This is a genomic window from Rhodanobacter sp. FW106-PBR-R2A-2-24 (genome assembly GCF_058789615.1).
The window spans coordinates 1,593,892-1,615,891 of the sequence record NZ_JBYTBV010000002.1 but is presented as its reverse complement, the minus strand read 5'-3'; the positions used below and the strand labels follow the sequence as shown (position 1 = coordinate 1,615,891).

The following is a 22,000-nucleotide window of genomic DNA, read 5'->3' as shown; positions in this document are numbered from 1 at the left end:
CTGCAGGCCGTCATCCTGCTGGGCCTGCTGGCCGCCGTCGTGGCCAGCGCCATCAGCGTGGTGTGGGCGCGCCACGAGGGGCGCGTGTTGTTTGTGCGGCTGACTACGCTGCAGAACCAGCGCGACGAGATGAATATCGAATTCGGCCGGCTCGAACTGGAGCAGGCCACCTTCGCCGAGCCGCGTCGCATCGACGAAGAAGCGCGCCAGCAACTGGGCATGGTCGATCCGCGTCCGCAAGACATCCGGTTGCTGCATCCATGAAATGGCTTGATCGACTCCGCCAGCAACCACGGCGCCCGACGCCGTCGGCTGGCCGCCGCCGCGATGGCGGCCCCAACGCGCGCAAGCGCATGGTGCTGGTGGTGACCCTGCTGGGTCTGGTGTCGCTGGGCCTGGCGGCGCGCGCCTTCGACCTGCAGGTGGTGCGCAAGGCGTTCTACCAGAAGCAGGGCGACGCGCGCTTCCTGCGCGAGGTGCCGATTCCGGTGTCGCGCGGCACCATCTTCGACCGCAATGGCGAGCCGCTGGCGGTGTCCACACCGGTCACCTCGATCTGGGCCAACCCGGCCGAGCTGCTGGCCAGCGACGATCGCTTCGCCGCATTGGCGCAGGCGCTGGGCGGCGATGCGGCCGACATCAAGAGCTACCTCGAAGCGCGCGCCAACCGCGAGTTCGTCTACCTCAAGCGGCAGATGTCGCCGGAGGCGGCGCAGGCCGTGCTCGATCTGGACATCCCGGGCATCAACGGCCAGCGCGAATTCAAGCGCTTCTATCCCTCCGGCGAAGTGACCGCGCACATCCTGGGCTTCACCAATATCGACGACCACGGCCAGGAAGGCCTGGAGCTGGCCTACGACGACTGGTTGGCCGGCCAGCCCGGCGCCAAGCGGGTGATCCGCGACGGCAAGGGTCACATCGTGGAAGACCTGGAGCAGGTGCGCGCGCCCAAGCCCGGACAGGATCTCACCCTCAGCATCGATCGCGGCATCCAGTTCCTCGCCTACAACGAACTGAAGGCCACGCTGGACAAGTTCCAGGCCGCCTCGGGTGCCATCGTGGTGCTGGACGCGCGCACCGGCGAGGTTCTGGCGATGGCCAGCCTGCCCACCTTCAACCCCAACGCGGTGGCCGGCAGCAAGCCGGCGCAGCGGCGCAACCGTGCGCTGACCGACGTGGTGGAGCCCGGCTCCACCATGAAGGCGCTGACCATGGCGGCGGCGCTTTCCAGCGGCAAGTACACGCCCACCAGTCCGATCGTGGATACCGGCAACGGCCACTGGCTCTTCTACGGACACGACATCCGCGACGACGACCCCAACGGCCTGCTCACGCCCACCGGCGTCATCACCCGCTCCAGCAACGTCGGTGCGGCGAAGATCGCGATGACGCTGGACACGCCGCTGATGTACGACACCTACCGCGCGTTCGGGCTGGGCAATTCCACCGGCAGCGGCTTCCCCGGCGAGGCTTCCGGCTACCTGAAGATCGGCCGCGACTGGCGCCCGCTGGAGAAGGCCATCATGGCCTACGGCTATGGCGTCAACGTCACCGCGCTGCAGCTGGCCAATGCCTACGCCACCATCGCCGACAACGGCGTGATGCACACGCCCACCTTCATCAAGGGCGACGACAGCGCCGGCAAGCAGATCATCTCGCCCGCGGTGGCGCACGAGCTGGTGTCGATGCTGGAGACGGTGACCGGCCCGGGCAGCACCGGCGCGCGCGCGCGCATCGCCAACTACAGCGTGGCCGGCAAGACCGGTACCTCGCACCAGGCGATCGCCGGCGGCTATTCCAAGAACACCTACAACTCGCTGTTCGTCGGCATCGTGCCGGCCAGCAACCCGCGCCTGGTCGGCGCGGTGGTGGTCAACGGCACCACCGGCCAATACGGCTATTTCGGCGGCACGGTGTCGGCGCCGGCGTTCTCCGCGGTGATGAGCGGCGCGCTGCGCCTGCTCGACATCCCGCCGGACAATATCGGTCGCTGGTACGTGGGTGGCCCGCTGCAGGGTAACGGTGGCCTGGTCGGCAACGAGGCGAATGCGCCGGCCGTCGCCAGGCCGGTGGTGAAGGAGGCGCCGGTCGAGGAGGCGCCGGTGGACGAAGCGCCCGGCGAAGGCGGCACGCCATGAGTATCCAGCGCCTCGATCAACTGCTGCTCGGGATCGCCGACCTGCCGCCGGCGGTGGCGCATGTCGCCATTGCGGGCCTCGCGCTGGACTCGCGCGCGGTGCTGCGCGGCGAAGCTTTCGTCGCCTTGCGCGGCACGCATGGCCACGGCGTCGCCTTCGCTGCGCAGGCGGCGGAGCGCGGCGCGGCGGTCGTGCTGGCCGAGGCGCCGATGGTGCCGGTCGAGGCGCTGGCGGTGCCGATCGTGTGGATCGAACACCTGCAGGCGCAGGTGGGCGAGATCGCCGCGCGCTTTCATGAACGGCCGTCCGAATCGCTGCGCGTGATCGGCGTCACCGGCACCAACGGCAAGACCTCCACCGTGCAGCTGCTGGAGCAGGCGCTCCGCCTCCTCGGCCATCGCCCCGCCACCATCGGCACGCTGGGCGCGGGTCTGCACGGCAGCTTGCGCGACATCGGCTGCACCACGCCCGATGCGATCAGCGTGCAGGGCCTGCTGGCCGGTTTTCGCGATGCCGGCGCCAGCCACGTGGCGATGGAAGTCTCCTCGCACGCGCTGGATCAGGGACGGGTGGGCGCGGTGGAGTTCGAGGTGGCCGCCTTCACCAACCTCACCCGCGATCACCTGGACTACCACGGCACGATGGAAGCCTATGGCGCGGCCAAGGCCAGGCTGTTCGCCTGGCCCGGCCTGCAGGCCGCGGCGATCAATGGCGATGACGCCTTCGGCGCGCAGCTGTTGGCGCAACTGCCTGCCGGCGTGCGCGGCCTGCGCCTCTCCGCGCAGGGCGATGCGGCGGCTGACGTATCGGCTTCCATGGTGACGACCACTGCCGCCGGACTGGCTTTCCGCCTGCACACGCCGTGGGGCGCGCACCATGTGAAGAGTCGCCTGCTCGGCCGCTTCAACGTCGCCAACCTCGTCACCGTGGCGGCCTGCCTGGGCGCGCTGGGCGAACCCTTCGACCGCGTCGTGGCCGCGTTGGAGCAGCTCGCGCCGGTCAATGGCCGCATGAACCGGCTCGGCGGCACGCACGGCCAGCCGCTGCTGGTGGTGGATTACGCGCACACGCCCGACGCGCTGGAGCAGGCGCTGACCGCACTGCGCGCGCACTGCGCGGGCAAGCTGATCTGCGTGTTCGGCTGCGGCGGCGAGCGCGACGCCGGCAAGCGCCCGTTGATGGGTGCCCTGGCGGCGCGGCTGGCCGACATCGCCATCGTCACCGACGACAACCCGCGCGGCGAGGACGGCGACGCCATCGTGGCGCAGATCGTGGCCGGCATGACCCAGGCCAAGCGTTACGGCGTGCAGCGCGACCGCGCCGCCGCCATCGACGAAGCGGTGGCGATGGCCGGGGCGGACGATGTGGTGCTGATCGCCGGCAAGGGCCACGAAACCTATCAGGACGGCGCCGCCGGCAGGCGGCCGTTCGACGACATGGCGGTCGCGCGCGCGGCGCTGGAGCGGCGCGCATGATGAAACTCTCCGCCATCGCGATGTGGACGCGCGGCCACCTGCTGGGCAGCGACGCCGAGGTGGCCGGCGTGGCCATCGACACCCGCAGGATCGCCCCTGGCGGCCTGTTCGCCGCGTTCAAGGGCGAGCGCGTGGACGGCCACGACTATCTCGCCCAGGCCGCCGCCGCCGGCGCCGCCGGTGCGCTGGTCGCGCGCAAGGTGGACAGCCCGCTGCCGCAGGTGCTGGTGCACGACGTGGAAGCGGCGCTGGGTGACTTGGCCAGCGCGGTGCGCGCGCAGCGCCATGCGCGGGTGATCGGCATCACCGGCTCCAACGGCAAGACCACGGTGAAGACGCTTGCCGCGAGCATCCTCGCGCTGCATGGCCGCACCCACGTCAGCGCCGGCAGCTTCAACAACGAGATCGGCCTGCCGCTCACGCTGCTCTCGATGCCGGCGGATACCGAATACGCGGTGCTGGAGATGGGTGCGGGCAAGCCCGGCGACATCGCCTACCTCGCCGCCATCGCACGGCCCGATATCGGCCTCGTCAACCTCATCGCGCCGGCGCATCTTGAGCGCATGGGCAGCATCGAAGGCGTGGCCGAAACCAAGGGCGCGCTGTATCAGGCCTTGCCGGCGGACGGCGTGGCGATCATCAACGCGGACGACGCCTTCGCCGGCTTCTTCGCCGGCCTGGCCGGCACGCGCCGTGTGCTGCGTTTCGGCTTGGCGAACGCCGCCGACGTGAGTGCGGACATCATCGAACAGCGCGCCGACGGCTCGCGCTTCAGGCTGCGCATGCCGCAGGGCGATGCCGAGGTGAACCTCGCGCTGCCTGGCCGCCACAACGTGGCCAACGCGCTGGCGGCGGCGGCGATCGCGCTGGCGCTGGCGGTGCCGCTGCCCACCATCGTGGCCGGGCTGGAGCAGGCGCGCGCGGTCGCCGGCCGGCTGCGCCGCGTCGCCATGCCGGGAGGCTGGACGCTGATCGACGACAGCTACAACGCCAACCCCAGCTCGATGGCTGCCGGCATCGCCACGCTGGCGCTGGCCGAGGGTGAGCGCTGGCTGGCGATCGGCGACATGGCCGAGCTGGGCGACGACGCGCGCGCCCTGCATGCGGGCGTGGGCGTGCAGGCGCGCGCGGCCGGCATCGAACACCTGCTGGCGGTGGGCCCGTTGTCGGCCGCGGCGGTGGAAGCCTTCGGCGCGGGCGGCGAGCACTTCGCCGACCAGACCGCGCTGATTGCCGCGCTGCGCCACGGCTTGCAGCCGGGCGCGACCTGCCTGGTGAAGGGCTCGCACTCGGCGGGCATGGATCGGGTGGTGAAGGCGCTGGCAGGCGCGCAAGACGAGGAGGACGCATCCCATGCTGCTTGAGCTGGCCGACTGGATGGGGCACCATTTCACCGCGCTGCATCTGTTCCAGTACATCACCTTCCGCAGCATCATGGCCGCGCTCACCGCGCTGTCGATGTCGCTGCTGCTCGGGCCGGCGCTGATCCGCAAGCTGGCGGCGCTGAAGGCCGGGCAGGTGGTGCGCAGCGACGGCCCGCAGACGCATCTCGCCAAGGCCGGCACGCCCACCATGGGCGGCGTGATGATCCTCGCCGCGGTGACCATCGCCACGCTGCTGTGGGCCGACCTGCACAACCGCTACGTGTGGACGGTGCTGGCGGTAATGCTCAGTTTCGGCGTGATCGGCTTCTACGACGACTACCGCAAGCTGGTGCTCAAGGACAGTCGCGGGCTGGCCAGCCGCTGGAAGTATTTCTGGCAGTCGGTGTTCGGACTGGGTGCCGCGTTGTTTCTGTATGCCACCGCGCCACATGCGGTGGGCCACCTGCCGGTGGCGGAGACCTCGCTGTACGTGCCGCTGTTCAAGCACGTGGCGCTTCCGCTGGGCGGCTTCTTCGTGGTGGTGGCCTACTTCATCATTGTCGGTTTCTCCAACGCGGTGAACCTCACCGACGGCCTGGATGGACTGGCCGCCATGCCCACCGTGCTGGTGTCCGGCGCGCTGGGCGTGTTCGCCTACCTCGCCGGCAACCGCGTGTTCTCCGAGTACCTGGGCATCCCCGCCATCCCCGGCGCGGGCGAGCTGGCCGTGGTGACCGGCGCGCTGGCCGGCGCGGGGCTGGGCTTCCTGTGGTTCAACACCTATCCCGCGCAGGTGTTCATGGGTGACGTCGGCGCGCTGGCGATCGGTGCGGCGCTGGGCTGCATCGCGGTGATTGTGCGGCAGGAGATCGTGCTGCTGGTGATGGGCGGCGTGTTCGTGCTGGAAACCGCCTCGGTGATGATCCAGGTGGCGAGCTTCAAGCTCACCGGCAAGCGCGTGTTCCGCATGGCACCGATCCATCACCACTTCGAACTGAAGGGTTGGCCGGAGCCGCGGGTGATCGTGCGCTTCTGGATCATCAGCGTGGTGCTGGTGCTGGTCGGCCTTGCCTCGTTGAAGGTGCGCTAGCGATGTTCGGTCTCGGCAGCTCGCAGGCGATCAAGCGGCACGGCCCGCAGGGCAGCTACGACCTGTGGCTGCTGGTGGCGCTGGTCGGGCTGGCCAGCGTCGGCGTGGTGATGGTCACTTCCAGCTCCATCGCGGTGGCCGACAGCAGTCACGTCGGCTCGTTCTATTACCTCAAGAAGGATTTGTTCTTCCTCGCGCTGGGCGCCGTGGCGGCGGGTGTGGCGATGAAGACCGAGCTGAAGCTGCTGGAGAAGTACGCCTTCCCGCTGCTGGGGCTGGCGGTGCTGCTGCTGCTGGCCGTGTTCGTGCCGCACCTTGGCATGCGCATCAACGGCGCCCACCGCTGGCTCAACTTCGTCGTCACCAGCTTCCAGCCGGTGGAGGCGGTGAAGCTGATCCTGGTGGTGTACGTCGCCAGCTATCTGATGCGCCATCGCGACAGCATGGAGACGGAGTTCTGGGGGCTCATGAAGCCGGTGGCGGTAGCCCTGGTCATCGTGCTGCTGCTGCTGATGCAGCCGGATTTCGGTTCGGCCACGCTGGTGATCTCGGTGACCATCGCGATGGTCTGGCTGGGCGGCGCGCGGCCGCTTTACCTGTGCCTGATGGGCGCGCCGCTGATGCCCTTCCTGTATGTCGCGGCCACCGGCGAGAGCTACCGCGTGAAGCGGCTCACCTCGTTCATGAACCCGTGGGAGCATCCGTTCACCGACGGCTTCCAGCTGACCCAGTCGCTGATGGCGATTGGTCGCGGCGAGTGGACCGGCGTGGGCCTGGGCTCCAGCGTGCTCAAGCTGTCCTATCTGCCCGAGGCGCATACCGACTTCATCTTCGCGGTGATCGGCGAGGAGCTCGGCCTGGCCGGCGTGCTGACGGTGATGGGCTTGTACGCGCTGGCGGTGGGGCGCGGCCTGTATCTCGGTCTCAAGGGCGTGGAGGTCGGCCAGCGTTTCGCCGGCTACATCGCCTTCGGCATCTCGCTGATGCTGGCGCTGCAGGCCATCGTGTCGGTGGGCGTGAACCTGGGGGCGCTGCCGACCAAGGGGCTGACCCTGCCGCTGATCAGCTACGGCGGCTCGTCGATGGTGCTGACCTGCGCGATGGCCGGCGTGCTGCTGCGCGCCACCTTCGAGATCAACCGCGCGCTGGACGCGCGGCAGATGGCCAAGCGTCTGCCCGAGGCGGTGGCCGCCGCCGACAACGGCGACGTGGCGCGTGCGCGCGAGGCGCTGGCATGAGCGCCGACCTGCGCCCCGTGCTCATCATGGCCGGCGGCACCGGCGGCCACATCTTCCCCGGCCTTGCCGTGGCCGAGACGCTGCGTGCGCAGGGCGTGCCGGTGGCGTGGCTGGGCGCGGCCGGCGGCATGGAGACGAAGGTGGTGCCGGCCCATGGCATCGACCTGCACGCGATCCGCGTGGGCGGCCTGCGCGGCAAGGGCTGGAAGACCCGCCTTGCCGCGCCATGGATGCTGCTGCGCGCGCTCGTCGCCGCGCTGGTCGTGGTGGCGCAGGTCAAGCCGCGCAGCGTGCTTTCGATGGGCGGCTACGTGGCCGGCCCCGGCGGCCTGGCGGCGTATCTCTTGCGCAAGCCGCTGCTGGTGCATGAGCAGAATCGCGTGGCCGGCTACACCAACCGCAAGCTGGCCAGCCTGGCCCGCCGCGTGCTGGCCGGCTTTGCCGATGCACTGCCCGGGGCGACCTGGGTGGGCAACCCGGTGCGCGCTGCGATCGCCGCCGTGGCGCCGCCGGCGCAGCGTTTCGCGAGCCGTTCCGGCCGCGCGCGGCTGCTGGTGCTGGGCGGCAGCCTGGGCGCGCGCGCCCTGAATCTCGCGTTGCCGCAGGCGCTGGCCTTGCTGGCGCCGGAACACCGTCCCGAGGTGCTGCACCAGTGCGGCAGCCGTGGCCTGGACGAAGCCCGCGCGGCGTATGCGCAATCCGGCGTCGCGGCGCAGGTGGTGCCCTTCATCGACGACATGGCCGGCACCTACGCCTGGGCCGACCTCGCGCTGTGCCGCGCCGGCGCGCTGACTTTGGCCGAACTCACCGCGGCCGGGCTGGGCGCGGTGCTGGTGCCCTTCCCGCACGCGGTGGACGACCACCAGACCCGCAACGCCGAGGCGCTGGTTGCCGTGGGCGCGGCCGAACTGATCCAGGAACGCGACTTGAACATCGAAACCCTTGCGCAGCGCCTGGACGCGCTGTTGTCCGACCGCGCGTCGCTGCTCGCGATGGCAAACGCCGCGCGCACGCTGGCCAAACCTGACGCGGCGGCGGCCATTGCGCGCGCCTGCCTGGAGGTCGCCGCATGACGCCGCGCCGCCTGCTCGCGCATGAGGATTTGATGACCACCTTCCGCCGCGTGCATTTCATTGGCATCGGCGGCGTGGGCATGAGCGGCATCGCCGAGGTGCTGCACAACCTCGGCTATGCGGTGTCGGGATCGGACAAGGCCAACTCGCCCACCGCGCAGCGGCTGGCCAAGCTCGGCCTGGTGGTGCACGTGGGGCACGACGCTGCGAACGTGGGCGATGCCGACGTGGTGGTCACCTCCAGCGCGATCCACGCCGACAACCCCGAACTGATCGCCGCGCGCGAGGCGCGCATCCCGGTGATTCCGCGCGCGGAAATGCTGGGCGAGCTGATGCGCTTCCGGCGCGGCATCGCCATCGCCGGCACGCACGGCAAGACGACGACGACCAGCCTCGCCGCCAGCGTGCTGGCCGAAGCCAACTACGATCCCACTTTCGTGATCGGCGGGCAGTTGAACGCCGCCGGTGCCAACGCGCGCCTGGGCACCGGGCAATACCTGGTGGCCGAGGCCGACGAGTCGGACGGCTCCTTCCTGCTGCTGTCGCCGGTGATCGCCGCGATCACCAACATCGACGCCGATCATCTGGAGAACTACCACGGCGATTTCGCCGAGGTGAAAAAGGCCTTCGCCGATTTCCTGCATCGCCTGCCGTTCTACGGCCTGGCCGTGCTGTGCGTGGACGATGCCGAGGTGGCCGAGCTGGCGAAGACCACCACGCGCCGGGTGATGACCTACGGCATCGCCACCATGGACGCCGACGTACGCGCCTCGAACGTGCGCCAGGACGGCTTCCAGATGCACTTCGACCTGCACCTGCCCGGCAACACCGACGCGCTGCCGGTGACGCTGAACCTGCCCGGCCGGCACAACGTGCTGAACGCCCTGGCCGCCGCCAGCATCGGCTGGCAGCTGGGCGTGGGCGCCGAAGCCATCGCGCGCGCGCTGGCCGCCTTCCAGGGCGTGGGCCGGCGCTTCCATCGGCGCGGCGAGCTGGCCATCGAGCAGGGCAGCGTGCTGCTGGTGGACGACTACGGCCACCACCCGCGCGAGCTGGCCGCGGTGTTCGCCGCCGCGCGAGGCGGCTGGCCCGAGCGCCGCCTGGTGGTGGCTTTCCAGCCGCACCGCTACAGCCGCACGCGCGACCTGCTCGACGACTTCGCTGGCGTGTTGTGCGAGGCCGACGTGCTGGTGCTCACCGAGGTGTATCCGGCCGGCGAGGCGCCGATCGCCGGTGCTGACGGTCGCTCGCTGGCCCGTGCCGTGCGTGCGCGCGGCAAGGTCGATCCGGTGCTCATCCAGCACCCGCGTGAACTCAAGGACACCCTGCCGGCGTTGCTGCGCGACGGCGACCTGTTGCTGCTGCTCGGCGCCGGCGACATCGGCGCGGCGGCGGTGGAACTGGCGCAGCTGGGCGAACTGAAGACCAAGGGAGCCGCCTGATGGCCGTCACGACGAATCCTGCCTCGCGCATCTCGAATCCCGCGGACTTCGGCCGCGTCGCCGTGGTGATGGGCGGCAGTTCCAGCGAGCGCTCGGTATCGCTGGATTCGGGCCGCAATGTGCTGGCCGCGCTCGTCGCGCGCGGCGTGGACGCGCACGCGGTGGACGGCATTCCCGCCCTGCTCGGAGCGCTGCACGAGCGGCGGTTCGATCGCGTGTTCAACATCCTGCACGGCGGCGACGGCGAGGACGGCGTGCTGCAGGGCGCGCTGGAAGCGCTGCGCGTGCCGTATACCGGCTCGGGCGTGCTGGGCTCGGCGCTGGCGATGGACAAGGTGCGCGCCAAGCGCGTCTGGCTGGCGCTGGGCCTGCCCACGCCCAGGCATGTGGCGCTGCCGCCGGGTGCGGATGCGGCGACCATGCACGCGGCGGCGCGCGAGGTGGGCTTTCCGCTGATTGTGAAGCCGGCCTGCGAGGGTTCCAGCGTCGGCGTGACCCGCGTGTTCGCGGAGGCGCAACTGGACAGCGCGGTCGAGCTGGCGGCGAAGTATCCGGGCGATCTCCTGATGGAAACCCTGATCGAGGGCGACGAGCTGACCATCGGCATCCTCGGCCGCGAGGTGCTGCCCTCCATCCATATCGTGCCCAAGGGTGCGTTCTACGATTTCAACGCCAAGTACGTCGCCGAGGACACGCAGTACCTGTGCCCCGGCCTGCACGGCGACGCCGAGGACGAACTGCGTGCGCTGGCGCTGGCCGCCTTCGATGCGCTGGGCTGCAGTGGCTGGGGCCGGGTGGACGTGATGCGCGACGCGCAGGGTCGGCCCTGGCTGCTGGAGGCGAATACCGCGCCGGGCATGACCTCGCACTCGCTGGTGCCCAAGGCCGCCCGGGCCGTCGGCATCGATTACGAAACGCTGTGCTGGCGCGTGCTGGAAACCAGCTTCCGGGAGGGCGCGTGAGAGGCAACCTCCGCCTCGTCGTCTGGTGCCTGGCCATCGCGCTGGTGGCCTTGCCCGTGGTCGGCGTGCTGCACGGCTGGTTCGCCGCCAGCCGCTGGCCGGTGACCAAGCTCACCGTGCAGGCGGAGTTCCATCACGTCGGGATGGACGAATTGCGTGCCGCCGTGCTGCCGCATCTGGGCAAGGGCTTCTTCGCGCTGGATCTGGATTCGGTGCAGCGCGCGGTGGCGGCGCTGCCGTGGGTGGAGTCGGTGGAAGCGCGCAAGCGCTGGCCGGACACCTTGCAGCTGCGGCTGGTCGAGCGGCAACCGTTCGCACGCTGGAACGGCAAGCAGCTGATCAGCCGGCAGGGGCAGCTGTTCAGCGCGCCGCTGGATGCCGCCAGCACCGCGGCGCTGCCCGACCTCAACGGGCCAGACGACCATCTCGCCGAAGTGGTGGGCTTCTACGCCGACGTGCGCAAGGCCTTCGTCGGCACCCAGCTCACCATCGACGGCGTCACGCTGACCGCGCGCGGCAGCTGGAGCGTGGCCACCACGGATGGTGCGCACATCGTGATCGGCGATCGCGACCAGGCCGGCGCGCGGCTGCGCCGCTTCCTCGCCGCCTACCCGCAATTGATGGCCGGCCATGCGCAGGGCTTTCTCTACGCCGACCTGCGCTATTCCAACGGTTTTGCCGTGCGCTGGCCGCCGCAGGCGCCGGCCGCCACTACCACGCGACGCACCTGAAGAACGCTGCCCATGAAGACACGCAACGACAAGCAACTGGTGGTGGGGCTCGATATCGGCACCTCGAAGGTGTCCGCCATCGTGGGCGAGTACGAGCCCGGTGAGCCGATCACCGTCATCGGCATCGGCACCCACGTCTCGCGCGGCATGCGCAAGGGCATGGTGGTGGACATCGAATCCACCGTGCACTCGATCCAGCGCGCGGTGGAAGAAGCCGAGCTGATGGCCGGCTGCGACATCCGCGCGGTCACCGCCTCCATTTCCGGCAGCCACCTGGAGACGCGCAACTCGCACGGCAACGCCGCCATCCGCGATCGCGAAGTGACGCCAGGCGACCTCGACCAGGTGCTCGAAGCGGCCAGCGCGGTGGCGATCCCGGCCGACCGCAAGGTGCTCTACAAGGAATCGCAGGAATACCGCATCGATGGCCAGGACGGCATCCGTTCGCCGGTGGGCATGAGCGGCACGCGGCTGGAGGCCAACGTGCACCTGGTCACTGGCGCCGCCACCGCGGTGCAGAACATCACCAAGTCGATCCAGCGCTGCGGCCTGTCGGTGGACGAGCTGGTGCCCTCCGCGCTGGCCAGCGCCAAGGCCGTGCTCACCGAGGACGAACGCGAGTTGGGCGTGTGTCTGGTCGACATCGGCGCCGGCACTACCGACATCGCGATCTACACCCAGGGCTCGGTGCGCTACACCGCCTCGTTGCCGATCGGTGGCGACCAGGTCACCGGCGACATCGCCTACGGCGTGCACACGCCCACCGCGCACGCCGAGGAAATCAAGATCAAGTACGCCTGCGCCAAGAGCGATTTCGCGCATGCGGACGAAACCATCCAGGTGCCCAGCGTGGGTGATCGTCCGCCGCGCCGGCTCGCGCGGCAGGCGCTGGCGCAGAGCGTGCAGGCGCGCTACGAGGAAATCTTCGAGATGGTGCAGGACAAGCTGCGCAGCTCCGGCTACGAAAGCATGGTTGCCGCCGGCGTGGTGCTCACCGGCGGCGCCGCGAAGATGGAAGGCGCGCTGGAGCTGGCCGAGGAGATCTTCCACAAGATGGTGCGCTTGGGCGCGCCGCAGGAAATCAGCGGCCTGGGCGAGGTGATCGCCAGCCCCTTGCACGCCACCGGCGTGGGCCTCTTGCTGCACGGCAGCCGGCACAACGCGCCAACGCGTGGTGTCGGGCCGGCGCTGGGCAACGTCGGCGGTCTGTTCGACAAGTGTCGCAACTGGTTCACCAAGAACTTCTAGAGAACGGGTTTCGGCGGCGCAGGAGGCGCAGCCACGGGCGGTGGGGGCCACCGCCCATCACCACGAAGCGACAGGAGTCGCCTCGCGGTTACAACGACAACAACTGTGGAGGACGGGAAATGTTTGAACTGGTCGAAAAGCTGGCACCCAATGCGGTCATCAAGGTCATCGGCGTGGGCGGCGGCGGCGGCAATGCCGTGGCGCACATGATCAATGCCAATATCGAAGGCGTGGAGTTCGTCGTCGCCAACACCGACGCGCAGGCGATGAACACCTGCAACTCGCGCAGCCACCTGCAGCTGGGCGCGAACGTCACCAAGGGCCTGGGCGCGGGCGCCAATCCCGAAGTCGGCCGGCAGGCCGCGCTGGAGGATCGCGAGCGCATCGAGGCGATGCTGGAAGGCGCCGACATGGTGTTCATCACCGCCGGCATGGGCGGCGGCACCGGCACCGGCGCGGCGCCGGTCGTCGCGCAGCTGGCCAAGGAGAAGGGCATCCTGACCGTGGCCGTGGTCACCAAGCCGTTCCCGTTCGAGGGCCGCCGCCGCATGCAGGTGGCGCAGAAGGGCATCGAGGATCTGTCCCAGCACGTCGACTCGCTGATCACCGTGCCCAACGAGAAGCTGCTTTCCGTGCTGGGCCGCGAGGTCACCCTCATCAACGCGTTCAAGGCCGCCAACAATGTGCTGCAGGGCGCGGTGCAGGGCATCGCCGACCTGATTACCGCACCCGGCCTCATCAACGTCGACTTCGCCGATGTGCGCACGGTGATGAGCGAGATGGGCCTGGCCATGATGGGCACCGGCACCGCCAGCGGCGACGACCGCGCCCAGGCCGCTGCCGAGGAGGCGATCAAGAACCCGTTGCTGGAGGACGTGAACTTGAACGGCGCCTGCGGCATCCTGGTCAACGTCACCGCCGGCACCAACCTCACCATGCGCGAGTTCGACGAGATCGGCCGCATCATCGCCGACTTCGCCAGCGAGGACGCCACCGTGGTGATGGGTACCTCGCTCGATCCCGAGATGAAGGACGATGTGCGCGTCACCGTGGTCGCCACCGGCCTGAACCGCGTGCCGGCGCGCCAGGCCATCCGCGGCGTCGATACGAAGCAGGTGGAGATGCGCCAGCGTCCTCGCCCGATGGTGCTGCGCACCGGTACCGGCAACGAGGTGGTGGACTACGCCCAGCCGGAACCGGTGTACAGCAGCAACCCGCGCAACGAGACGATGCCGCTGGGCCAGCAGGACAGTGGTTACCTGGATATCCCGGCCTTCCTGCGCCGCCAGGCCGACTGAGCGGCTTGCCGGCCTGCCACCCTGGGCTTGACCGGGGCGAGGCCGGGTGCGCGCAGGCGAGGGTGACTGGCGAGGCGGCAGATGCCGTGTCGCTGCGTCACGGCGGCCTGTCGTCGCGGCAGTCGTTGGTGCGTTCGCGTCTGTCGTGGGCAAGACGGTGCGCAGGGAGGCGCATGCCGGGTGGGGCGGGATGGTTCGCCTTGCCTTGCCGATGCTCCGGCCGGATTCCCGTCCTGGCCGGGGCGTCGCGTCGTGCGGCACGCCGCGGGCGGTGCGCGCGGGCATGGCGGCGGGTTCGCAAGCACCCGCCACAGACTGTACGGTATGGTTTGCTATTGCGGTTGGTTAAAACTGTGTTAGCATCCGTGCCCTATCAGCCGTTCCCTGGGCAGGTAACCACGAAATGATCAGGCAACGCACGCTCAAGAACATCATCCGCGCCACCGGCGTGGGGTTGCACACCGGCGACAAGGTCTACATGACCCTGCGTCCGGCCGCGCCCAACACCGGTATCGTGTTCCGCCGCACCGACCTGAATCCGCCGGTGGATCTGCGCGCGCGGCAGGACAACGTGGGTGACACCCGCCTCTCCACCACGCTGATGAACGGCGAGGTGCGCGTGGCCACGGTGGAACACCTGCTGTCGGCGATGGCCGGTCTGGGTATCGACAACGCCTACGTCGACCTGTCGGCGCCGGAAGTGCCGATCATGGACGGCAGCGCTGGCCCCTTCGTGTTCCTGCTGCAGTCGGCGGGCATCGAGGAGCAGAACGCGCCCAAGCGCTTCATCCGCATCAAGAAGCCGATCAAGGTGCAGGAAGGCGACAAGTGGGCCAGTTTCGAGCCCTTCGAGGGCTTCAAGGTCGGCTTCTCGATCGAGTTCAATCATCCGATCATCTCCAAGCGCACCTCGCGCGCCGAGATCGACTTCTCGACCACCTCGTTCGTCAAGGAAGTCAGCCGCGCGCGCACCTTCGGCTTCATGCGCGACATCGAGATGCTGCGCGAGCACAACCTGGCGCTGGGCGGCTCGATGGACAACGCCGTGGTGCTGGACGACTACCGCGTGCTGAACGAGGACGGCCTGCGTTACGAGGACGAGTTCGTCAAGCACAAGATCCTCGACGCGATCGGTGACCTGTACCTGCTCGGCCACAGCCTGATCGGCGCCTACAGCGCGCACAAGAGCGGGCATGAACTCAACAACAAGCTGCTGCGCACCCTGATGGCCGATGCCACGGCCTGGGAAGAAGTCAGCTTCCAGGACGATCCGGCCGTCTCGCCGATCTCCTACATCCATCCCGCCCAGGCGATCTGATCCGCCGATGCGCGAGTCATGCAGCCGCCGCGATGCGAGTCGCGGCGGCTGTTTCGTTGTGGGGTTCAAGCGGAAGCCTTGGAGCTTCTGGGAGCTTGGAGCTCCTAGCCGCTGCCGCTGGCGGCGGCCAGCCGGGCATACAGCGCCTGCCAGTCCGGGTCGCCCGTCGCCGCCGCTGCCGCCCGCAGATGGGCCGCCGCGGTGGGCGACAGCGTGCGCCGGCGATCCGGCTCCGGCGGGACCGGTGGCAAGGGGCTGACCTTCACCGCCAACGACTCGGCGCGCACCTCCAGTGCCCGTGCCGCCGTCAGTATCTGCGTCTGCAGCAGGCGCAACCGGGTGGCCCAGGCGGGCGAGGTGGCGAGAAACAGCAGCCGCCCGCCGCGCAGGTTGGCGAAACGCACTTGCTCGCGCAGCGGCTGCGGCAGGGTCTGGCGCAGCGCGCGGTCGAGCGCATCCAGCGTCGCGGCGCGGCCGGCGAGGTTGGCGAAGGCGCTGCAATCGCCCAGCGCTTGCGGGCCGCGGCGGCGCGGGGCGGGGCGGGACATGGTGGGCGGCTCCGGAAAGGCTGGCATCGATGATAACGCCCGTGTGGCAGGGACGGGCGGCCCTTGAATCCGCGGGCCCGCGCCGCCATTGCCCAACGGTTGCCGTGCCGCTCGCCACAAGTGACGCGCGGGCGCGTGTAGTAACATGCCCGATTGGCTCGCGCCTGCGCGGGCCTTCCCGTACCCGTCATTCGGAAGAACGATGCTCAATCGTGCCCTCACCAGTATTTTCGGCAGCCGCAACGAGCGCGTGCTGAAGCAGTTGTCGCGAACCGTGGCGCGCATCAATGCGCTGGAGCCGCAATTCGAGAAGCTGAGCGACGACGCCTTGCGCGGCAAGACCGCCGAGTTCAAGGAGCGCGTCGGCAAGGGCGAATCGCTGGACAAGCTGCTGCCCGAGGCGTTCGCCGTGGTGCGCGAAGGCGCCAAGCGCGTGCTTGGCATGCGCCATTACGACGTGCAGATGATCGGCGGCATGGTGCTGCACCAGGGCAAGATCGCCGAGATGCGCACCGGCGAGGGCAAGACCCTGGTCGGCACGCTGCCGGTGTACCTGAATGCGCTGGCCGGCAAGGGCGTGCACGTGGTCACCGTCAACGACTACCTTGCCCGTCGCGACTCCGCGCAGATGGGCAAGCTCTACGGCTTCCTCGGCCTCACCACCGACGTCGTGTGGCCTGGCATGGACCACGCCGACAAGCCCAAGGCCTACGCCGCCGACATCACCTACGGCACCAACAACGAATTCGGCTTCGACTACCTGCGCGACAACATGGCGCTCAGCAAGGAGCAGCGCTACCAGCGCGGCCTGCACTACGCCATCGTCGACGAGGTCGACTCGATCCTGATCGACGAGGCGCGCACCCCGCTCATCATCTCCGGCCCGGCCGAGGATTCCCCGCAGCTGTACATCGCGGTGAACAAGATCGTGCCCGGCATGATCCGGCAGAAGGAAGAAGAGGGCGCGGGCGACTACTGGGTCGACGAAAAACAGAAGCAGGTGCACCTCTCCGAGGACGGCATGCAGCACGCCGAGGAGCTGCTGCGCGCGGCCGCCGTCATCAGCGAGGACAGCAGCCTCTACGACGCCAAGAACCTCGCCGTGGTGCACCACCTGAACGCCGCCCTGCGCGCCAACGCGATCTACCAGCGCGACGTCGATTACATCGTGCGCGATGGCGAGGTGATCATCGTCGACGAGTTCACCGGCCGCACCCTGCCGGGCCGGCGCTGGTCGGACGGCCTGCACCAGGCGGTGGAGGCGAAGGAAGGCGTGCCGATCCAGCGCGAGAACCAGACGCTGGCCACGGTGACGTTCCAGAACCTGTTCCGCATGTACAAGAAGCTGGCCGGCATGACCGGCACGGCCGACACCGAGGCGTTCGAGTTCCAGAGCATCTACGGCCTGGAAGTGGTGGTGATCCCCACCCACAAGCCGATGATCCGCAAGGACAACGCCGACCTCGTGTTCCTCGGCCAGCAGGCCAAGTACAACTCGGTAATCGAGGACATCAAGGCCTGCCACAAGCGCGGCCAGCCAGTGCTGGTGGGCACCACCTCCATCGAAGTCTCCGAGCTACTCTCCGAACAGCTGAACAAGGCCAAGGTGGCACACGAGGTGCTGAACGCCAAGCAGCACGAGCGCGAGGCGTTGATCGTCGCCCAGGCCGGCCGGCCGGGCCAGGTCACCATCGCCACCAACATGGCCGGTCGCGGCACCGACATCGTGCTGGGCGGCAGCCTGGAGGCGGCGCTGGCCGCGCTGCCGGCCGAGGCCACCGAGGTGGATCGCGCCCGCGCCAAGGCCGAGTGGAAGAAGCTGCACGACCAGGTGCTGGCCGCCGGCGGCCTGCACATCATCGGCACCGAGCGCCACGAGTCGCGTCGCATCGACAACCAGCTGCGCGGCCGCTCCGGCCGCCAGGGCGACCCGGGTTCCTCGCGCTTCTACCTCTCGCTGGAGGACAACCTGCTGCGCATCTTCGGCGGCGAGGGCCTGATCCGCTGGATGAAGCGCTTCGGCATGAAGGAAGACGACGCGCTGGAAGACAAGATGATCTCGCGCCAGATCGAGAAGGCGCAGCGCAAGGTCGAGCAGCACAACTTCGACATCCGCAAGCACCTGCTGGAGTTCGACGACGTCGCCAACGACCAGCGCAAGGTGATCTACCGCCAGCGCGACGAGCTGCTGGAAGGCGAGGAGATCGCCGCCACCGTGGCCGACATCCGCCAGAGCGTGGTCGAGTCCATCGTGCGCGGTTACGTGCCGCCGGATTCGATCGACGAACAGTGGGACATCCCCGGTCTTGATCGCGAGCTGGAGTCGCGTTTCGGCCTCGCGCTGGAGTTGCCGCGCTGGCTGGAGCAGCAGCACGAGATCGACGCCGCGATGATCCTGCGGCAGGTCAGCGAGCAGGTGGACGCGATGTTCCAGGCCAAGGAAGCGCAGGTCGGCGCCGAAACCATGCGCGCGCTGGAAAAGCACATCATGCTCACCGTGGTGGACAACGCCTGGAAGGAGCACTTGGCCAACATGGACTACCTGCGCCAGGGCATCTACCTCGTCGGCTACGCGCAACAGGACCCCAAGCAGGCGTTCAAGCGCGAGTCCTTCCGCCTGTTCTCCGAAATGCTCGACCGCATCAAGAGCGAGGTGGTGCAGATGCTGGCGCGCATCCGCATCCGCAGCGAGGAGGAAGTGGCCGCTATGGAGGCCGAACAGCAGCGCCTCGCCGAGCGCCTGCAGCGGCAGATGCTGGCCACCGGCGGCGGCGCGCCGACCGGCGGCCTCGAAGCCGACCCGGCCAGCGTCGCCGCCGGCGCGGGCGCCCTGCAGTTGCAGCAGCCCGATGCGCCGCGCGTGGGCCGCAACGAACCCTGTCCCTGCGGCTCGGGCAAGAAGTACAAACATTGCCACGGGCAGTTGAGCTGATATGAGACACAAGAAACCCCGCCGAGGCGGGGTTTCTTGTGTCTGGGCGGCTCGTTCGTCTTTGTCACCTGGCACACTCCGTGGCTGGAAAACGGAAGGAAGCGTGACTTCTGGCGAGGGGTAAGTGAACCTGAGTCTGCGCTTGAAGGGTGTCTGTTCGACCGTTCCAGGCTGCGCCCATGTCGCGACTGCCGGGTGGCATGTGTAGCAGGGCGGCAGCCTGAAGCGCCGGGGTGCAACCGCAGCGTACAACTGGCAGGCCGCGCGGCACCGCCAAAACGCTGTCCACGACAGGTGCCCCATCCGCGCCCGACACAAGTTGCTTGCGCACACCCGCACACTCGCCATTTCACTTTTCGGCATCTCGCACGTCTTACCCCAAGAATCCCGTTTCCTGCCACCTGGGCCGGGAACCTGGGGCCCCTGGAAGCGCCGCGCGCAAATTGTTTGAGGATGCATGTCGATGTCAGGAGCGTCGTTGTTCAGACAGGAAGTCTTGGAAGCTCGCCGTGGGGAATGGCTGGGCTCCATCATCGTCGCGGCGCCGCTGTCGCGCTGGCTGCTCACCGCCTTGGCCATGGCGCTCGCCGCCGCCATCCTGCTGTTCCTCGTCTTCGGCCATTACACCCGCCGCGAAACCGTTGCCGGCCAGTTGGTACCCAGCGCCGGGCTATGAATAGGCTCATCGCGGAATCGTGTGGGCGTCCACGCCGGCAAAGGCTTGCGTAAACCTCCTCTGGCAAGCCATCTTCGGCCAGCAGGTGGGCGGTTGATTCCTGCATCGACTCGGTGAGCGAGGTTGTGCGATGAAGACAGGCCGCAGTCTGCGCGAGTTGTTCTCCTTCCCCGGCTTCGATGCGGCGGCGACGCTGGCGGGCGAATTCGGCGATCCAAAGGCACGCATCGTCCAACTTCGGCGCCGAAAAAAACGGCCGTGTGTTCGCGCTGCGGCCATCGCTGCCGCGGGCGTTACGACCAGAAAACCTGCCGTAGCCGCGACCTGCGCGTGGCCGGCTGGTTCCTGTACGTGGAGTACGAACGCTGGCGGGTGGATTGTCCCGGGTGCGGCGGCGTGCATGTAGAGCGGTTGGACTGGCTGGCGACCAATCCGCGCTACACCGCGCGCTTCGCCCTGCACGTGGGCAACCTCTGCCGCAGCATGACGAACAAGGCGGTGGCCGAGCTGGAGCGCCTGCACGACGGCACGGTCAAGGACCTGTCCAAGTTGTACATGGCCGAGCAGGTGCGCCGTGCCGGCTTGCCCGCGCCGCGCGCCATCGGCATCGACGAGATCGCCATCCACAAGGGCCACGACTACCGCGTGGTGGTCAGCGACCTGGAGCAGAGGCGGCCGATCTGGTTCGGTGGGCAAGGCCGCACCGAGGCGGACATCGATCGCTTCTTCGCCGAACTGGGGCCGACCAAGAGTGCGCGCATCGAACTGGCGCTGATGGACATGTGGCGCCCCTTCCGCAACTCGGTCGCCAGGAACGCCCCCCACGCCGCCATCGCCTTCGACAAATTCCACATCCTGCGTCACCTCGGCGACGCGCTCGACCAGGTGCGCCGCGACGAATACAAGCGCCTGCAGGGCAAGGACCGTAGTTACATCAAGGGCCAGCGCTACACACTGCTGAGCCACCGCGAGAACCTTAGCCTGGACGGACGCGCCGCCCTCAAGAAGCTGCTGGCAGCGAACAAGCGCCTGCACACCGCCTACCTGCTGAAGGAATCCTTCGGGCAGCTGTGGAGCTATCGCACCGAGCGCGGCGCACGGGTGTTCTTCGAGCGCTGGAAGCAGAGCCTGCGCTGGCAGCGCCTGGCGCCGTACCAGAAGTTCGGGCACATGATCGAGCGCCACTGGGACGGCATCGCCGCCTACTGCCAGCCCGACCACAAGGTCAGTCTCGGGCTGGTCGAAGGCCTCAACAACAAGATCCGCGTCATCCAGCGCAGCGCCTACGGCTACCGCGACGAGGACTACCTGAGGCTCAAGGTCATCGCCAGCTTCCTGCCGCCGCTACCCGAAAACGCCAAAATTCACCCACACTGATCCGCGATGACCCATTGAATATAGTCGCACCCAGCGCCGGCACCGTCAGCAAGCTGCGCGTGCGCGATGGCCAGCAGGTCAGGGCCGGCGATGTGCTGCTGGAACTGGCCAGCGACCAGGACAGTGCCGCCTTGGGCGACACGCATGCCCTGGTCGGGCAACAACTCGATACCCAACGTGCTGGCCTGCAGGCCGACCTGGCCAACCAGCAGCAACTGGCCCAGCAACAGGCCGAAGCCTTGCGCGGCAAGATCACGCTGCTGCTGGCGCAGTCGAGCCAGATTGCCGACCAGCTCGCCATCGAACAGAAACAGATCGACAGCAACCAGCAACTGCTGCAACGCATCCAGCCGCTGGGTGCCAAGGGCTACGTCTCCGAGGTGCAGATCCAGCAACAGCGCGCCGCCGTGCTGGATGCGCAGAGCCAGTACAAGACGCTGCAGCGCCAGCAACTGGATGCCCGCCAGCAGCTCGATACCGCCCGCCAGCAATTGGCGCAACTGCCGCTGGACGCCACCGCCAAGCGCAACGACACCGAGCGCCAGCTGGCCGGCGTGGCCACCTCCATCGCCCAGAACGAACTGCAACGCGCCGTGGTACTTCGCGCGCCGCGCGACGGCGTCGTCTCCGCCGTGCTGCCCAAACCGGGGCAGATGGTCAGCGCCGGCCAATCGCTGCTCTCCATCCTGCCCGCCGGCTCCACCTTGCAGGCGCAACTGCTCGTGCCCAGCCGCGCCATCGGCTTCATCGACCCGGGCAGCCGTGTGGTGCTGCGCTACGAGGCGTTCCCGTACCAGAAGTTTGGCCAGCAATACGGCCACGTCACGGACGTTTCGCGCAGCGCACTGACCTCTCCCGAAATCACCACGCTGATCGGCCAACAAAGCCAGGAGCCGCTGTATCGCGTGCAGGTGAGGCTGGACAAGCAGTTCGTGCTGGCCTACGGCAAGCAGGACGCCGTGAAACCAGGTATGGCATTGCAAGCCGACATCCTGATGGACAGGCGCAGCCTGCTGGAATGGGTGTTCGAGCCGCTGTATGGCATGGCGCATCACCTGTCGGGAGGCACGGCCCATGGCTGACGGCTCCC

Annotated in this window: 18 protein-coding genes; 17 read left to right on the top strand and 1 reads right to left on the bottom strand. The window is 68.6% G+C overall.

The features are described from left to right. The 13 genes from ftsL (at position 1) to lpxC (ending at position 15,377) form a co-directional block, all read left to right on the top strand. Positions 1–264, top strand: coding sequence for a cell division protein FtsL (ftsL, locus tag AC3WQA_RS08655; RefSeq protein WP_492676337.1), 264 nt, complete (start codon positions 1–3; stop codon positions 262–264). Then, a complete protein-coding gene (locus AC3WQA_RS08650) occupies positions 261–2,138 on the top strand; it encodes a peptidoglycan D,D-transpeptidase FtsI family protein (protein WP_492674665.1) in 1,878 nt (625 codons plus the stop codon). Before ftsL ends, AC3WQA_RS08650 begins: the two co-directional genes overlap by 4 nt. Continuing rightward, positions 2,135–3,613 carry a UDP-N-acetylmuramoyl-L-alanyl-D-glutamate--2,6-diaminopimelate ligase gene (locus AC3WQA_RS08645; RefSeq protein WP_492674664.1) on the top strand — a complete coding sequence of 493 codons (1,479 nt, stop codon included), beginning with the start codon at positions 2,135–2,137 and terminating at the stop codon, positions 3,611–3,613. Before AC3WQA_RS08650 ends, AC3WQA_RS08645 begins: the two co-directional genes overlap by 4 nt. After that, the gene (locus tag AC3WQA_RS08640) at positions 3,610–4,977 is read left to right on the top strand and encodes a UDP-N-acetylmuramoyl-tripeptide--D-alanyl-D-alanine ligase (RefSeq protein WP_492674663.1); all 1,368 of its coding nucleotides are present in this window, start codon (positions 3,610–3,612) and stop codon (positions 4,975–4,977) included. Before AC3WQA_RS08645 ends, AC3WQA_RS08640 begins: the two co-directional genes overlap by 4 nt. Continuing rightward, positions 4,967–6,067 carry a phospho-N-acetylmuramoyl-pentapeptide-transferase gene (gene mraY, locus AC3WQA_RS08635; protein WP_492674662.1) on the top strand — a complete coding sequence of 367 codons (1,101 nt, stop codon included), beginning with the start codon at positions 4,967–4,969 and terminating at the stop codon, positions 6,065–6,067. Before AC3WQA_RS08640 ends, mraY begins: the two co-directional genes overlap by 11 nt. 2 nt (positions 6,068–6,069) lie before the next feature. Next, on the top strand, positions 6,070–7,305 hold the full coding sequence (ftsW, locus tag AC3WQA_RS08630) for a putative lipid II flippase FtsW (RefSeq protein WP_492674661.1): 1,236 nt from the start codon (positions 6,070–6,072) through the stop codon (positions 7,303–7,305). Further along, the gene (gene murG / locus AC3WQA_RS08625) at positions 7,302–8,378 is read left to right on the top strand and encodes an undecaprenyldiphospho-muramoylpentapeptide beta-N-acetylglucosaminyltransferase (RefSeq protein WP_492674660.1); all 1,077 of its coding nucleotides are present in this window, start codon (positions 7,302–7,304) and stop codon (positions 8,376–8,378) included. Before ftsW ends, murG begins: the two co-directional genes overlap by 4 nt. Next, complete coding sequence (gene murC / locus AC3WQA_RS08620) at positions 8,375–9,820, top strand: UDP-N-acetylmuramate--L-alanine ligase (protein WP_492674659.1); 1,446 nt, start codon at positions 8,375–8,377, stop codon at positions 9,818–9,820. The genes murG and murC overlap by 4 nt, the downstream gene beginning before the upstream one ends. After that, on the top strand, positions 9,820–10,782 hold the full coding sequence (locus tag AC3WQA_RS08615) for a D-alanine--D-alanine ligase (RefSeq protein ID WP_492674658.1): 963 nt from the start codon (positions 9,820–9,822) through the stop codon (positions 10,780–10,782). The genes murC and AC3WQA_RS08615 overlap by 1 nt, the downstream gene beginning before the upstream one ends. Next, the gene (locus tag AC3WQA_RS08610) at positions 10,779–11,513 is read left to right on the top strand and encodes a cell division protein FtsQ/DivIB (protein ID WP_492674657.1); all 735 of its coding nucleotides are present in this window, start codon (positions 10,779–10,781) and stop codon (positions 11,511–11,513) included. Before AC3WQA_RS08615 ends, AC3WQA_RS08610 begins: the two co-directional genes overlap by 4 nt. Before the next feature lie 12 nt (positions 11,514–11,525). After that, on the top strand, positions 11,526–12,761 hold the full coding sequence (gene ftsA, locus AC3WQA_RS08605; protein ID WP_492674656.1) for a cell division protein FtsA: 1,236 nt from the start codon (positions 11,526–11,528) through the stop codon (positions 12,759–12,761). Positions 12,762–12,880: 119 nt separating this feature from the next. Continuing rightward, a complete protein-coding gene (gene ftsZ / locus AC3WQA_RS08600) occupies positions 12,881–14,059 on the top strand; it encodes a cell division protein FtsZ (RefSeq protein WP_492674655.1) in 1,179 nt (392 codons plus the stop codon). 403 nt (positions 14,060–14,462) lie between these two features. Continuing rightward, positions 14,463–15,377, top strand: coding sequence for a UDP-3-O-acyl-N-acetylglucosamine deacetylase (lpxC, locus tag AC3WQA_RS08595; RefSeq protein WP_492674654.1), 915 nt, complete (start codon positions 14,463–14,465; stop codon positions 15,375–15,377). A 104-nt stretch (positions 15,378–15,481) separates the two neighbouring features. Here the strand turns inward: lpxC and AC3WQA_RS08590 are convergent, their stop codons facing one another. Next, a complete protein-coding gene (locus tag AC3WQA_RS08590; RefSeq protein ID WP_492674653.1) occupies positions 15,482–15,925 on the bottom strand; it encodes a DciA family protein in 444 nt (147 codons plus the stop codon). A gap of 202 nt (positions 15,926–16,127) precedes the next feature. Here AC3WQA_RS08590 and secA point away from each other — a divergent pair, with 202 nt between their 5' ends. From secA to AC3WQA_RS08570, 4 genes are all read left to right on the top strand, one after another. After that, complete coding sequence (gene secA, locus AC3WQA_RS08585) at positions 16,128–18,857, top strand: preprotein translocase subunit SecA (protein ID WP_492674652.1); 2,730 nt, start codon at positions 16,128–16,130, stop codon at positions 18,855–18,857. 496 nt (positions 18,858–19,353) lie between these two features. After that, positions 19,354–19,533 carry a hypothetical protein gene (locus tag AC3WQA_RS08580; protein ID WP_492674651.1) on the top strand — a complete coding sequence of 60 codons (180 nt, stop codon included), beginning with the start codon at positions 19,354–19,356 and terminating at the stop codon, positions 19,531–19,533. A 258-nt stretch (positions 19,534–19,791) separates the two neighbouring features. Beyond that, complete coding sequence (locus AC3WQA_RS08575; protein ID WP_492673495.1) at positions 19,792–20,910, top strand: ISL3 family transposase; 1,119 nt, start codon at positions 19,792–19,794, stop codon at positions 20,908–20,910. Between the two features lie 14 nt (positions 20,911–20,924). Beyond that, positions 20,925–21,992, top strand: coding sequence for an HlyD family secretion protein (locus tag AC3WQA_RS08570; RefSeq protein ID WP_492674650.1), 1,068 nt, complete (start codon positions 20,925–20,927; stop codon positions 21,990–21,992). The last annotated feature ends 8 nt before the right edge of the window (positions 21,993–22,000 follow it).